The sequence below is a fragment of the Desulfobacula sp. genome (genome assembly GCF_030145145.1).
Classification (GTDB): Bacteria; Desulfobacterota; Desulfobacteria; order Desulfobacterales; family Desulfobacteraceae; genus Desulfobacula.
The window spans coordinates 1-13,726 of record NZ_JAQYWD010000072.1 but is presented as its reverse complement, the minus strand read 5'-3'; the positions used below and the strand labels follow the sequence as shown (position 1 = coordinate 13,726).

Genomic DNA, 13,726 nt, shown 5'->3' with positions numbered 1-13,726 from the left:
CCATTTGCCCTACCGGTCTAAAGCGCAGGAACTGCGGGCAGGTGTGTCCTCAAACAGCCTGCGCTTCTTAACGCCCGGCAGGGCAAATGGGCTGATCGCCTTTGGGTCCGAACGGGCCGATCCGATCCCCCGTCCGGGGCTCTGCTGTCACATTTTCATATAAAAAACGTATATCAATCATTTGTGGTGAGCGACAATCAAAATTTGAATATTCAGATGCCATTATATGAACCAGCGTCCATATCAGAGACCATTTCTTGTATTCGGTTTTAGGGATAGAACAATAGTTCATACCAATGGGGGGGATCGTTTTAAAGTTATTGTTTATGGTCTGATTCATAAAGATTATTTTTATACACTGTTTTACAGAGCACCTAAATTGTAATATTTTGATCGGGATGTTGATGTGTTCAATCAAGTGGTGAAGTCTTTCCGAATATTGGAATAATTCCTCCAGGTATTTCCGAACAATTTTATTTTTTATCATTGTTCGGAAACCAGGGATCCCCCTGCACCGGGCAGATGATTCTGGGTGATTGACATATAAATCGCACCCGGATCAAGCTTTTTAACCCGCTCAAGGTATCGGGAACAATTGATAAAGCTGTCCTGATAAGGCTGTAGACTTGCACTGCCGATTTCAACATGGTGGCTATTGTCAAACAGGGAAACTGCCGACCATTCGGTGTATGGAAAAAGATTGGGAAAAAGGATAGAATGGTTATGGGACAATCAAAAAATTAATCTTTCCCTACATACATGCCATCATAGTCCAGGGTGCAAAGGGGGGTGCCCGGAATTTTGGTACCACTATTTATCACCTCTCCGATAAAAAGAGTATGATTACCGGGATCATGCCGTTCCTTGACCTTTAATTCAAACCATGCCATGCAATTTTTTAAAATTGGAGCCCCTGTTTTACCGGTATCCCAGGGAATACCGGAGAATTTTTGTGCAGGATCCGGCCCTTTAAATCTTTTCAGCATCTCTTTTTGTGAGCAATCCAGCACATGCAACGCAAAGGCATGGCTTTTTTCAATCAAGCCATGGGAATACCGATTGGGATGGACCGCCACCATTATCATTGGCGGATCATATGATACCTGGGTGACCCAGGATGCAATCATCCCGTTGATGGTATCATCAAACCGGGCGGTTAAAACATAGATTCCATATGTCATGTGGCCGAATGCCGCTATCCATTCTTTTTTCATTTTGAACACCTTGTTATGACGGTTACCGGGCCAGGTTTACTCTCAGTTTTATTGCATGTGAGCAAAAAGATTTCAAGGATTTTGGTCTGTGATTTTTCAACCCGGGCCGGACAAAAGACAGAGATGGCCAACCCCGAAAAAGTTGAGTTAATAACCAAAAAAGGCAGAGATATATTTTGTTGCTGTAAACACTATAATACCTGCTAACATCCACTTGATCACCTTGGCCGGGACGAACTTTTGGCAGTAAGCCCCAAGATACATTCCCCCCATCCCCCCGAGTCCAAACAAAATGCCCAACATCCAATCCGGTGCCACGGATATGTCCGGATAGAAAGGCGCGATGATCTGGTAGAAAGCTACGCCAGCCACAGAGGTCATGAAGGTTCCCATTAGAGCGGCACCAGCCACTGTATAAACCGGTAGTCCAAAAAAAGTCACGAAAAAAGGGGCGATGATGGAGCCACCGCCGATGCCATAAATGCCACCCACGATGCCAACAATAAAGCTAAGGGTGAAAATACCCCAAAAAGATACGTCAAATGCTTCATCATAGAAGATATAACCGATCCGTTTTAGGTTGAAGTGGGTGACTGTTACGGTTTTTAAAGCTGCCAAGTCATTCATTCCTTGATCTGCTGCTTTATCCCGATAACGACGCGTCATATCTTGAAATTGTTGTTCGCTACTGGCCTTGTTGGAATTGCCTGTGTTTTTCTTTAATAAATCCCGCACCATTCTAAGTCCGATATAAAACAAGACCGCAGCAGCAAACAGTTTGAAATGAGTCGGATTCGGAAGATAAGCCACTCGTACGAAGGCACCTATGAAAACACCCGGCAAGGTACCGATCACAACAACCCAGGTAAGTGGCCATACCATCCTGCCTTCTTTGCAATAGCGGTACACGCCGCTTGGAATGGCTACAATATTAAACAATTGATTGGTGGCGCTGACTGAAGGATTTGTATACCCGAGAAAGGACATTTGAAATGGCAGGAGAAGAAAAGCACCAGACACGCCACCCATGGAAGTAAAAAATGAAATCATGAACGCCACCAACGGCGGAATCCAAAGGGCGACTTCAATTCCAGCGGTATGAAAAATCATTTTAACCTCCCATATCAGATAATTTGATAAACTAACACGATTAATTTTTTGTTCGTGTTAGTTTATAGGGTTAGTATTTTGATGTCAAGAAGATTTTATCTGGTGGTTTCCATTCTCAAATGTGCTATAAATGAAAAACATAAGACAACATTTTAAGAAGCTGGTGGAAAGACCAAATGGATTCAAGAATTACAGTTGATTCCCCCTTGCCCAATCAGCAGAAGGTATTGCAGAAAGGCATGAAACAGGGACGTATTGCTTCAATTCCCGAGGAAGGGCGATGTCTGAATTCTGCCCAACTCGATCAGGTAGAGCAATCATTTCGAAAATGGTCAGAAGTTTCCCCACGTGCAGATGTCCGCTTGGCTCGCCGACGTATTTTAATCATTTTTTTATTGATACGGTACACGGGTGCAAAGTTGAATGAAGTTCTGACCCTTAATCCTTTTAAGGACATTGATTTCAAGGGACACTCTGTTGATTTTAGCAGCGAAGGTCCAGATACCAAAAACGATCCACGAAGGGTTCAGATCTCCACAATGCTTTCTTCCGAGATTCAAGAGATTCTTACCGATCCTTTTTTCAAGAGTTCTTTAAAAAATCGGTTTGATGTTGATCCTGGTTTTGTTCGACGTAAGTTTTACGAACGCGCTGAGGCCTGCGGATTTCCCAAAAGCCTCGGCGGCCCTGAGATGATAAGAAAATCGCGTGCCGTAGAGTTGATGCAGGGCAATATGCCCTTACCAGCGGTTCAAAAAATGCTGGGTCATTCAACGCTGAATCCCACCGGTTCCTACGTATCCTTTTCAGTAGATGATATTCAACGGGTGACTAAGCTTTTTATCGAAAGAGAGTCGTCACGCAAAACCAGTGCCCGGAATTCATTTTTCGGTAAAATTCAAGCGCTTCATAGGGGAGATATTCAAACCCGGGTCACTTTAATTTCTATCAGCGGTTATTCAGTTACCACAGTTATCACCAACGACAGTGCAGAACAGCTCGCATTAAAAAAAGGGATGCTGATTACGGCAGAGGTCAAGGCACCGTGGGTTATTTTGCATAGCGGAAAAGAAGAACCGAAATGCAGCGCCGAGAATAGATTTAATGGGATCATTGAACGGATGAATAAAGGAAAAATCAATACGGAATATACTGTCCGTATCACAGACGGGACAGAACTGTGCGCAGTGGTTTCCACGGAAGGTGTTCAACACCTTGGCCTTAAGACAGGCGACCAGGTTTGGGCCATATTTAATTGCTTCGCTGTAGTTCTGGATGTGGATTGATACTCTTGAAAAGTTGATCTGCCTCCCCCAGAAAAATGAACCCATGAAAAAACCGGTATCTGGTATTCTCCAGACCTATGAATGCCGGGAACAAGATCTATAAATCGATGTGTAACGTCCAGGGAAAAAATGATCTTATATAAAATAAAAGGGGAATAAGGTTTTTTGGATTTAAATCATCCATCAACACGGTCACGGACAATTGCAACAAGTGTTTCCAGTTCTGATTCATCCAGTTTTAAAAGGAACTCTAAATCCGATTCTGTTTTTAATACACGTTTTAAAATTTCAATCAGTTCTTCTTTTGTCACATCGTGTCCTTGTTTATGGCGGGATATTTTAGAATCATAGAGATTTAAAGGTCATCAGGTAATTATAATCGCCAATATCAACGGTTTTAGCTTTTTTGAATCCATATCCGGTAACCATCTTTTCAACTTCATCCTCAGACAATCGTATTTTCATCGGTGGTCCTGGAGGTCCTTCTATTTTCTTGAATTCAATAACGGTAAGACATCCACCTGGTTTGAGTATGGTTTTGATTTGTTTCAGCACTCGAAGCTACTTTTGCCAGCACCTTTGGGTTTCTTATGAGTATTATCATCCATATTATAAAATGCCATCCAGATTGATTCTGTTTATTTCAATTAGATACACTGTCAATTTCATATACCATAGTTTTAATTTGTTGGTATAGATAAAAGATAAAGATTTATCAAGTTTAAATCGCTGATGGGGGTATCATACATCAGATTCAAGTGGTTAATCTTGTAAAAAGTCAGTAAAATTTATAGATGCAAATTTCAACCAAACCGGTTTTGCTGAATCAAATGTATTTCGGAAACCATAAAGGATTTTTTTGGTTTCCGGCATATTTTTCAGAACTTTACGTTTTATATTGTCAAAAGCGTTTCATCATTTTTTAAAATATCCGTGAGTGGGACTCCCCAATATACCACTTCAATTCCAAGTTTTTTCAGATCATCGGTTACCCCTAACTGATCAGCACACGCTTTGCAGGCAGTTATATGAACACCGGCATCCAATGCCTCTTTCACTTTTTTTTGAATGTCATCATTATTTTATGATTTAGCTTTACAAAATATTGCAAAAGCCAGTATCATTTTTGACATACGAAAAAAGGGGACACTCTTTATTCATTCCGATAATATGGTTTTGACCTTCTTTTCCCGGCATCTTCCCCTTGTAATGAATAATACATATCAGCAGAAAAAGGGATATAAATGAAGTGCCCGAATTGTGAATTCAATATTGACGATGACATGCTATATTGTGGGAAATGCGGGACCAAAATGGAACGGCAGTGCCCACAATGCGGTTTTCTAAACCCTCTTCATTTCTTATTCTGCGGTAAATGTGGCCAGAAATTAGATATCCCTTCGGAACCTGAGAAAAGGATTTTTTCTGTTGATGAAAAAATTCAAAAAATTCAAAAGTACCTGCCTAAAGGTCTTACGGATAAGATCCTATCTCAAAAGGATCGAATTGAGGGTGAACGAAAGCAGGTCACTGTTATGTTTTGTGACATGAAGGGATTTACCTCCCTTTCTGAGTCACTTGGTGCCGAAGATGCCTACACAATAATGGATCAGGTATATGAAATTTTAATTCACAAAGTCCACGATTATGAGGGGACAGTCAATGAGTTTACCGGCGATGGGATTATGGCATTGTTTGGCGCCCCGATTGCTCTGGAAGACGCACCGCAAAGGGCTATACGGTCTGCATATGCTATTCACCGGGAAATGACCCGCTTTAGCGACAAGCTGCAACAAGAAAAAGAAGAAATATTTCCAATAAGAATGCGGATTGGTATTAACAGCGGCCCTGTGGTGGTGGGGACTCTGGGAAATGACCTTAGAGTAGAGTTTAAAGCAGTAGGCGATACGGTTAATTTGGCTTCACGGATGGAAGGGATATCAGAACCCGGCACTACATATGTGACTGAAAATACGTTCAAATTAACTGAGGGCTTTTTTCGATTTGAAGCTCTGGGGAAAAAAGAGATCAAAGGCAAAATAAAATCGATCAAGGTTTACCGGGTGATTGCTCCCAGCACCAGAAAAACCAGATTTGATGTCAGTGCCGAACAAGGGCTCACCCCCTTTATAGGACGAGGGAGGGAATTCGAGCTTCTCCTTGACGGCTTTAAACGAGTTAAGCAAGGCAGAGGACAGGTCTTTTCAATCATGGCAGAGGCTGGTTTAGGGAAATCAAGACTGCTATATGAATTCCGAAAAGCCATCGTCAGTGAGGATGCCACATTTCTGGAAGGCAAATGCCTGTCCTACAGTCGTGGTGAAGCCTATCACCCGGTCATTGATGTCCTGAAATCGAATTTTGAAATACAGGATGGTGAAAGGGACTTTGAAATTGTTGAAAAAGTCAGATCAGGTATAAAAGCAATTGGAGTAGGTGAAACCCAGACACTTCCCTATCTATTGGATTTGCTTTCGGTTGAGGAAAGCGGTATCAATGGACTGTCCATGAGCCCTGAAGAAAAAAAAGAACGAATTATAGGTGCCGTAGACAGAATAACTTTGAAAGGTTCTGAAATTCGCCCGCTGATATTAGCAATCGAAGACCTCCATTGGATCGACAAATATTCAAAAATTTATTTTAAAAATCTTATGGATCGTATTCCAGGTTCAAAAATTTTTTTAATATTTACCTATCGACCTGAGTTCGTCCATACCTGGGGTAGAAAATCCTATCACAGTCAGATTACTTTGACCCGGCTTTCCGATCGGGAAAGCAATGCAGTCATGACGCACATTCTGGAGGAAAAAAATATCGACACCTCTTTAAAGAAATTGATTCTTGAAAAAACAGAAGGCGTTCCCTTTTTTATAGAAGAATTTATAAAATCCCTTAAGGAAATGAATTTAATTAAAGTAAAAAACCATGAATATTATTTATCAAAAGATATTGAAGCGGTCAGTATTCCTTCAACGATACAAGACATCATCATGGCAAGGGTTGACTCTCAGGCTGAAGGTGCCAAAGAGTTACTTCAGATTGGTTCCGTGATTGAAAGGGAGTTCAGTTATGAGTTGATCAAGATTGTGACAGAGAAATCAGAAAATACTTTGAATGATCTTTTATTCGAATTGAGGGATTCAGAACTGATTTATGAAAGGGGTATATACCCGAAATCTGTCTATGTCTTTAAACATGCATTAACCCGTGCAGTTGTTTATGATTCGATATTGATAAAAAGAAAAAAACGTATGCATGGTAATATTGGAAGTGCCATTGAGACATTATACAAAGATAATATCCATGAATATTATGGCGTACTGGTTACTCATTTCATTGAAAGCGGTGATTACATTAAAGCGGCAGAATACTCAAAATTGGCAGGGAATAAAGCAGAGTCATCAGTTAATTTCCAGGATGCTATTGCCTATGCAAAAAAAAGAATATTCTGTCTAGAGAAGTGTGAAAAAACTGAGCAAATCGAAAAGAAGATAATCGATGCCAGAACAAATCTCGGGTATTATTTTATAAAAATGGATTATTTCTCGGAGGCTAAAAAGCCAATAGGACCCATTGTTGATTTAGCCCGGAAATATGATTACAAAAGCAAATTACCTGATATTATTTCCATCCTGGGGATATATAAATGGTCTGTTGAAGAAAACTATAACGAATCAATTACATATTTTAAAGAGGCGTTAAAAATTTCGAATCAAATAAATGATATTTCTTTATCCAGATTTCCAAATTATTGGATGGGGGTTGCCCTATCCTTCATGTGTCAATTCAAAGACGCTCTTCAGCATTTTGAAATAGCAATGGAAATTGTTGTCAAAAAGGGGACGCTATGGGATATCGCTGTGGTGAAAAGTTGTATTGGTTATTTTGTCCACGCGCACCAGGGGAATGCTGATTTTGCATATCAGTCTTGTGATAAAGCCCTTCAGCTTGCAGAAGAAACTATGGATGTCTTTCCAAAAGCCTTTGCCTATTCCAACTTTGGGGTTGCCTGCTATATTAAAGGATCGTTTGATAAAGCTGAAGAGCATTTATTAAAAGGCATCTCTTTTTGCGAAAAAATTGGGATTTACACATGGAATGCCTTTACACAGCATAACTTAGGTGAACTTTATTTTGATATGGGAGAGTATGATAAAAGTAAGGAACATTATGCCAATTCAATTTTAGTGATGAAAAAAAATCAAACAATGCCTTCCTGGAATAAATTGAACAGGGTATGCTTGGCCAAAGCAAAGGTGATGGGAAACGAAAAAAATATTGATATTGAACCTTTGTTTGAAGATGAATCCACTAATAAAATAGAATTATACAGCGGTTTGATTAAAAGAAGTATAGGAGAAATTTTTTTAAACATTGATGACCGCCACATTCCCGAAGCAGAGGATTGGATCAAAAAGGCCATAGAAACAAATATCAAAAATGATATGATGTGGCAGTTAGGCAAAGATCATGCTTTATATGCTGAATTATTTAAACGTAAAGGTGACCAACCAAACGCCCGGGATATGCTTAAAAAAGCAGTTAATATTTTCAAAAAATGTAAGGCTCAAGGGTGGGTGGATAAATATAAAAAGAAAATTTCAGTATTTCCATAACCTCTTAATTTAAAATTAAAAATCATGATGAAACATTATTTTTATTCAGATACCATAAACGACACTGATTTAAAATTTTAAATTTATTCAAAAAGGAGACCATTATGGCAGTAATCGACAATGCCACTGTTGCCCGCACCTTTCATGAGGCTTGGGCAAAGAGGGACCCTTATAAAGGGATGAAGGTAATTGCTGATGATTGTGAATTTATTGATATTCCCAGAAATGAAATTCAGCATGGGCCAGAAGGTTATCTAAATGATTATAAAAGATGGCGAACCGCCTTCCCGGATGGAACAGTAGAAATCACTAATATTATTGTACAAGAAGAGTGGGTCGTTGTTGAATATACTAACAGCGGTACAAATACAGGACCACTGAAAACAGTTATTGGTGACTTCCCCCCAAGTAATCGCAAGATTAAGGTTAAGTATTGTAGCGTCATGAAGATAAAGGACGGTAAGGTGATCAGGGGTTACGACTATTATGATTCAAATACGATTTTACATCAACTTGGAGTTTTGAACATAGATAACAAGACCCTTTAAATTATTTTTAGGAAGTAGAATCAAGGACAGGCGCAGTGGCCATTTTGCTCCCTTAAGGGCGTTGAATTCTTTTTCCAGTTCTTAGTGTAACGTCCATGGGCAGATATCTCGGGGAAAACTAAAAAAACTTGATCACTGCCGCCTATTTCTTCAATTTGATCCGTATCTCTTTATTTTTTTCCTCAATCCGGTATTCGCTAAAACCGGCAGCTTCAAGCATCGGTATCACCTGGTTACGATGGTAGGTCACGACCGGTTTATGAAGACCGAGCATCTTAAAAATCCATAAAAAAAACCTTTCGCGTGACGTAAGAGAGGCTTTCCATTTTAACAGGTCGGCATCGGATGCGACTTTGGCTGGATCAAAGATCCAGGCCTGTCCGCCGTTTTTCAATACCCGGTATATTTCTTTTAAAACCCTTACAGGATCTTTTAATGAATGCAGCATTCCAGTGCTGATAACCATATCAAACAGATCATCATCAAAACCAAGCTTGGCGGCGTTTCCGAATTTAAACTGGATTTGATGAGAGAATCCTGCTTTTGCGGCATTGGCTTGAGCCATATGAATTAATTTTCTGCTGAGGTCAATACCGATTAAGCTTATTTCCGGCTTGCGCCTCACAATCTCAACAGGCAGATACCCCGGTCCGGTGCCAAGGTCAAGAATTGCACCGGTTGCAAAACTTGATGCAATCTCATCAGCAACCTGGCTGTAGTAGCTTTCAACTGCCAGCCGGGTCGCCTTCTCATAAGCAGATGCCAGAACGCCAGGTATCCTTTGAATTTTTATCCATTGTTTCATAGTTTTGGATAGCATTGCACATTTGGATAAAAATTCCCATAGGACTTTTGCCAATTAGTGCTCGCTTTCAAGCCCCGGGTTGAGTTGTAACATAAATACCAAAAGTGCTCTGCCTGTCGCCGGAATATTTGGAATGGTTGCCAGCATTCTATTTGGTGAACTTGCTGCAAAATTTGGTCACCGCAAAATCGTATCCTTTGTGATGACGATTTCCGGCCTGTTGGGTATAAGCCTTGGATTTTTGGCAGAGATCCCCTATCCATACCTGGTTTGCCTGTGCATCAGTTACACCATTTTTTTCAAGGGGATTCTGCAGCCATCCATGCCGGTGTAATCACTTCGGCAGATCCGGACAGGGGGCGGGAACAGCTCTTTTTCCTGGGAGGTTACTTTCGGGACAATTGCCATTACAGCTTTTTTAGGATTATTTCTGCTTTCCAAAACTCGCAACTTGGATAATGATTCTTCCCTAAACAAGTAGACACAAGGTTAAACCTATCGGGAGATATTGATGGAACAAAACTTTTTAAAGTCATCATATAGAGAAAAACTGGTTCTCCAACGTTGGTATTATTTTGACAAATATTCAAGAGGAGTCAAGGTCTTGTACCTTTGATTGGAATCGATCATCCCCAAAGATTGATCGGGAAAGATCCATTTGATTTATATGAAAGTCTTTGCGCGAAAACAGGTATCAGACATGACCCATGTGTAATTGATGTATTCATATCTGCGGTTGCTTTCATGGAGGGTGGAGAACCTTCACCTTGGTGGTCATTTACCGAGAAAAGAAAATCCATATTGCTTCGAATCGAAGGCAAGGATTGAAAAGACAGATTAATCCAATTAAATTTAATGGCGAATTGATTCTTTTAATTTTACTTTTTCCATATAATTTAATGCGCTTTACAATATTAGTTTGGCTTGGTACTGAATTAATAATGCGAATTTTAATCGTTGCAGGTCGGATAACATTCCAAATCATGTTAACCTTACAATATAAATCGGAGCGTCTATATGAATAAAATATTGGTTTTCTTTGCAGCAGGTTGTTTGGGTGGATTAGCAAATAGCATTGTTGTTTGGCTTTTTGGAGACTTCGGTATTACTTCGTCATTGGGTGTTGAAATTTCCCCAGCATTAACTCCCAATTGGCTTTATCCTCGTATTGTATGGGGAGGTCTTTGGGGCCTCGTTTTTGTTTTCTCAATGTTTAAATCAAACCTATTGTTGAAAGGCACAGTTCTAAGCCTGTTGCCTACTATAGTCCAATTGTTTGTTGTTTTTCCTTTTCAAACACACAAAGGAATGGCAGGGCTTGAATTAGGTTTATATACTCCGGTATTTGTTTTGTTTTTCAACTGGGTGTGGGGTGTTGTTACTGCACTCACAATCAAATTTCAAAAATAAAAATTAACCGACTTAACATTAGCTGTTAATCAGCGTCCAACTTTTACCCCGGTCAGCGTAATATTGACCCCATTAAGGGTTTATCCGAGTGGCTGGCCGTTTTGTTGAAAACTCCGTTTCCATAGTCGAATTGTCTTTCAAAATAGATCCTTCACCATAATCATTGAGGGTCAAAATTCATTTGAAAAATTTTTACATAAACGATTTTATTATAATCATATGTTCTTGAAAACGATTAAATTATAAGGGCCTTAATCATTTTAATCTTTCAATGCAGACCCATTCAGTTGAACGGTTCTCCTGCACCCAAACCTTGCATACACCCTCCGTTTTAGTTTTTTTGCTTACATAATATCCGATCGCCAAAACCGTCATTACTGTTAATACTGCTATAATTTCTATCATCTCGCACCCCCTAAATTATTTGTCATTATTGATGAATGGCAGAGCCTCAAAGAGGCTCTGCTTTCCTTTCTCATCCGAACTGTACGTTATCCGGCCACATCAATTCCAAGATCACATCCCAAGTGTGTGTCCGGATTCTCGCATTCAAAATTTTTATGTCTGGTGTCTACATGTCCCTCATTTCTCTCATTATCACTTTCGATATAATTTTCAACTTTATGATTTGTCATTTTGTGACCTTTTAATATTTGGGTTAGCCTTGTCTGGGATTTAGGCATAAGTTAGTCATGCCAAATAAAACTTCAATGGGGTTATAATAATTGTTTAATGATAGTCAATAACTATCACTAAACCATAAGAGATAACCCAGATCAGCGCAAAGTGCCTGGACTCTCTGATAGCATTACCATATAAGATTAATACCCCTTACTTTTTATCTCCAATTATGTAGCTTTAAGTTAGAGGAATTTGAGGGTAAAACTAAGTTAAGCCTCCGGTGGCGTACCAAACCTTCAGGACTGGTATTTAAAATTTTTGAGGCTCAGATAGGGGCGGACCAAGCAAAGTCGCGAACCCACTGTTAACAAAAAGAAAAATTTTTCAAAACTCTGAAAAACAGCTCCTAGCGGCCTCGTTTTAATACCCGAATGGGCCGTCTAAGAGGGAATTTGACCGAAATCTTCAAATTATTAAAATTCCAACCTATCAAATGAACCGGGCGAGCCGGTTATTTGGGGGTTAATCAGGACACCAAACGCGGGATGGACAATCCGCTTTACGCAGGCAAGCTTGTGAACTTAACATTCGGCATGTATGTAAATAAAACGCGAGGGTTAATTTTAGTAATTGTTCGAGTCCCCGACCATTGATTATTTTAGAAAAACTGCTGAACTATACCGTTACACGCGGCCTAAGACCTTTGATTTCAATACTCTCCAGAAAGGAATCAACATGAATATCATGATTGTGACAATTGGTACACGAGGTGATGTTCAACCCTATATTGCATTGGGCCAAGCACTTATGGAGTCCGGCAATGAAGTCACCATTTGTACCTGTGCACACTTCGAGCCGTTCATACGGGAAAACAGTTTAGGCTATGCTTATGTTAATAACGATTTCATTGATTTCATGCACACACCAGAGGGGAAGATCATACTAGGGAATGCAGGAACGGCATGCAAAGAGACAGCTCCGGATCTGATTCTGTACCATATGAAGGCTGTGGAACACGTGTCCCAGCACAATATGGTCCAAACTATCAGCTTTTGACCATTAGTGGATATCGGATGTGGCCTCGGCTACCATGCTACCGCTTTTGCGCAAAAAGGTTTCCAGGTGTTTGCCTTTGATCCGGGGGATAAATATCTCGAAATTGCACAGAGCAATGTTGCAAAGCAAGGGGGAGATGTAACTCTTCGACAGATGCAATGTGCAGATTTAGATGAATCCGAGTGTTTTGTTTTGGCCTGGGCTGGCTCGTACTGCCCAGGACAACTTTCACAGTCAGGCATTACACAAGATTTACGACGTATTTATACATCCCTTAAGCCAGGAGGATGGTTTATCTCAAATGTAGCTGGAAAGCCCAAAATCCCTCCGTCGGAAAAGGTTCGAAATTGGAGGCAATGTTCAAGAAGCTCGGATTAATTCCATGGCATCCAGTTGGCAGGTTCGCCAGCGATTGCTTTTGACCGTTCAAGATATTCAGGGGCAAAGGCTGTGATAATGTCTTTAATTGTATCCATAATCATACCGCCTTCATGAGGTCATTGATAATGCCATATGCCCGTTCATGGCCCTGGGTGGTCAGATGAAGATAGACCATGGTGGTATTGAGGCTTGCATGCCCCAGGTATTGCTGGATACGTCGGATATTGCTTGAATCAACCGACTCTTTTTGGTAATCATACAGAATCTAATACAAAAATATAAAAAAAATGGAGATTCATGTTCATATTCCTCGACACTGAAACTACTGGAACTGGAGAAAATGATAGGTTATGTCAGCTCGCCTATAAACTTGAAACTGGTGAAATTGTGAACGAGTTACCATGTCCGCGCCAATATTTATATTATGGCTCAAAGGTGCTCTGATCCTTGGGACTGCCTCCAAGAGATCTTGTTATACCAGTATGTCAAATTGGACACATAGGGCATGGTCTTCGACCGGTAACGCCAAATTTTTGGAATCTTTGATTTTGAAATTTCAGAGCTCCTGACATTAGCCAAATTTAAATGCAGCTTATGCAGCCTTAAATACCAGTTTCAGTTCTGTCCCGGGGTATAAAAATTTTTCCTTATTTACTATGTCACAAAGCTCCCCCAAAGA

At 40.2% G+C, this 13,726-nt stretch carries 17 protein-coding genes; 8 read left to right on the top strand and 9 right to left on the bottom strand.

Annotated elements, in window-relative coordinates:
- Positions 1-483 precede the first annotated feature (483 nt).
- The 3 genes from Q1Q15_RS24830 to Q1Q15_RS24820 all read right to left on the bottom strand — a co-directional run bounded on the left by Q1Q15_RS24830 (position 484) and on the right by Q1Q15_RS24820 (position 2,324).
- On the bottom strand, positions 484-732 hold the full coding sequence (locus tag Q1Q15_RS24830; RefSeq protein ID WP_300465361.1) for a hypothetical protein: 249 nt from the start codon (positions 730-732) through the stop codon (positions 484-486).
- Positions 733-740: 8 nt separating this feature from the next.
- Complete coding sequence (locus Q1Q15_RS24825) at positions 741-1,214, bottom strand: flavin reductase family protein (RefSeq protein ID WP_300465359.1); 474 nt, start codon at positions 1,212-1,214, stop codon at positions 741-743.
- A 147-nt stretch (positions 1,215-1,361) separates the two neighbouring features.
- Entirely contained in the window at positions 1,362-2,324 is a 963-nt protein-coding gene (locus Q1Q15_RS24820) for a sulfite exporter TauE/SafE family protein (protein ID WP_300465357.1), read from the bottom strand.
- 176 nt (positions 2,325-2,500) lie between these two features.
- Here Q1Q15_RS24820 and Q1Q15_RS24815 point away from each other — a divergent pair, with 176 nt between their 5' ends.
- Positions 2,501-3,610, top strand: coding sequence for a TOBE domain-containing protein (locus Q1Q15_RS24815; protein WP_300465355.1), 1,110 nt, complete (start codon positions 2,501-2,503; stop codon positions 3,608-3,610).
- Between the two features lie 176 nt (positions 3,611-3,786).
- Here Q1Q15_RS24815 and Q1Q15_RS24810 read toward each other — a convergent pair whose 3' ends face one another.
- The 3 genes from Q1Q15_RS24810 to Q1Q15_RS24800 form a co-directional block, all read right to left on the bottom strand.
- Positions 3,787-3,921, bottom strand: coding sequence for a DUF3944 domain-containing protein (locus tag Q1Q15_RS24810; protein WP_300465353.1), 135 nt, complete (start codon positions 3,919-3,921; stop codon positions 3,787-3,789).
- A gap of 34 nt (positions 3,922-3,955) precedes the next feature.
- Complete coding sequence (locus Q1Q15_RS24805) at positions 3,956-4,165, bottom strand: hypothetical protein (RefSeq protein ID WP_300465351.1); 210 nt, start codon at positions 4,163-4,165, stop codon at positions 3,956-3,958.
- Between the two features lie 338 nt (positions 4,166-4,503).
- Complete coding sequence (locus tag Q1Q15_RS24800) at positions 4,504-4,680, bottom strand: DsrE family protein (protein ID WP_300465363.1); 177 nt, start codon at positions 4,678-4,680, stop codon at positions 4,504-4,506.
- Positions 4,681-4,854: 174 nt separating this feature from the next.
- On the opposite strand from Q1Q15_RS24800, the gene Q1Q15_RS24795 reads away from it, so the two are divergent.
- Positions 4,855-8,226, top strand: coding sequence for an adenylate/guanylate cyclase domain-containing protein (locus Q1Q15_RS24795; RefSeq protein WP_300465349.1), 3,372 nt, complete (start codon positions 4,855-4,857; stop codon positions 8,224-8,226).
- 104 nt (positions 8,227-8,330) lie between these two features.
- Positions 8,331-8,774 carry an ester cyclase gene (locus tag Q1Q15_RS24790; RefSeq protein WP_300465348.1) on the top strand — a complete coding sequence of 148 codons (444 nt, stop codon included), beginning with the start codon at positions 8,331-8,333 and terminating at the stop codon, positions 8,772-8,774.
- Between the two features lie 142 nt (positions 8,775-8,916).
- On the opposite strand, the gene Q1Q15_RS24785 is transcribed toward Q1Q15_RS24790, so the two are convergent.
- Positions 8,917-9,579 carry a class I SAM-dependent methyltransferase gene (locus Q1Q15_RS24785; protein WP_300465346.1) on the bottom strand — a complete coding sequence of 221 codons (663 nt, stop codon included), beginning with the start codon at positions 9,577-9,579 and terminating at the stop codon, positions 8,917-8,919.
- Between the two features lie 133 nt (positions 9,580-9,712).
- On the opposite strand from Q1Q15_RS24785, the gene Q1Q15_RS24780 reads away from it, so the two are divergent.
- From Q1Q15_RS24780 to Q1Q15_RS24775, 3 genes are all read left to right on the top strand, one after another.
- On the top strand, positions 9,713-9,913 hold the full coding sequence (locus Q1Q15_RS24780; protein ID WP_300465345.1) for a hypothetical protein: 201 nt from the start codon (positions 9,713-9,715) through the stop codon (positions 9,911-9,913).
- Positions 9,914-10,191: 278 nt separating this feature from the next.
- On the top strand, positions 10,192-10,407 hold the full coding sequence (locus Q1Q15_RS25630; RefSeq protein ID WP_363321046.1) for a helix-hairpin-helix domain-containing protein: 216 nt from the start codon (positions 10,192-10,194) through the stop codon (positions 10,405-10,407).
- A 189-nt stretch (positions 10,408-10,596) separates the two neighbouring features.
- Positions 10,597-10,989: a hypothetical protein gene (locus Q1Q15_RS24775; RefSeq protein ID WP_300465344.1), complete on the top strand. Its 393-nt coding sequence runs from the start codon at positions 10,597-10,599 to the stop codon at positions 10,987-10,989.
- Between the two features lie 255 nt (positions 10,990-11,244).
- On the opposite strand, the gene Q1Q15_RS24770 is transcribed toward Q1Q15_RS24775, so the two are convergent.
- Together Q1Q15_RS24770 and Q1Q15_RS24765 are read right to left on the bottom strand one after the other, a co-directional pair.
- Positions 11,245-11,394, bottom strand: a complete 150-nt coding sequence (locus Q1Q15_RS24770; protein WP_300465342.1) for a hypothetical protein — start codon at positions 11,392-11,394, stop codon at positions 11,245-11,247.
- An 86-nt stretch (positions 11,395-11,480) separates the two neighbouring features.
- Positions 11,481-11,624 (bottom strand): hypothetical protein, encoded by a 144-nt coding sequence (locus Q1Q15_RS24765; RefSeq protein ID WP_300465340.1) that lies wholly within the window; start codon positions 11,622-11,624, stop codon positions 11,481-11,483.
- Between the two features lie 730 nt (positions 11,625-12,354).
- Between Q1Q15_RS24765 and Q1Q15_RS24760 the strand changes: the two genes are divergently transcribed.
- Complete coding sequence (locus tag Q1Q15_RS24760) at positions 12,355-12,666, top strand: glycosyltransferase (protein WP_300465338.1); 312 nt, start codon at positions 12,355-12,357, stop codon at positions 12,664-12,666.
- A 6-nt stretch (positions 12,667-12,672) separates the two neighbouring features.
- A complete protein-coding gene (locus Q1Q15_RS25625; RefSeq protein ID WP_363321045.1) occupies positions 12,673-13,044 on the top strand; it encodes a class I SAM-dependent methyltransferase in 372 nt (123 codons plus the stop codon).
- Positions 13,045-13,726: the final 682 nt, after the last annotated feature.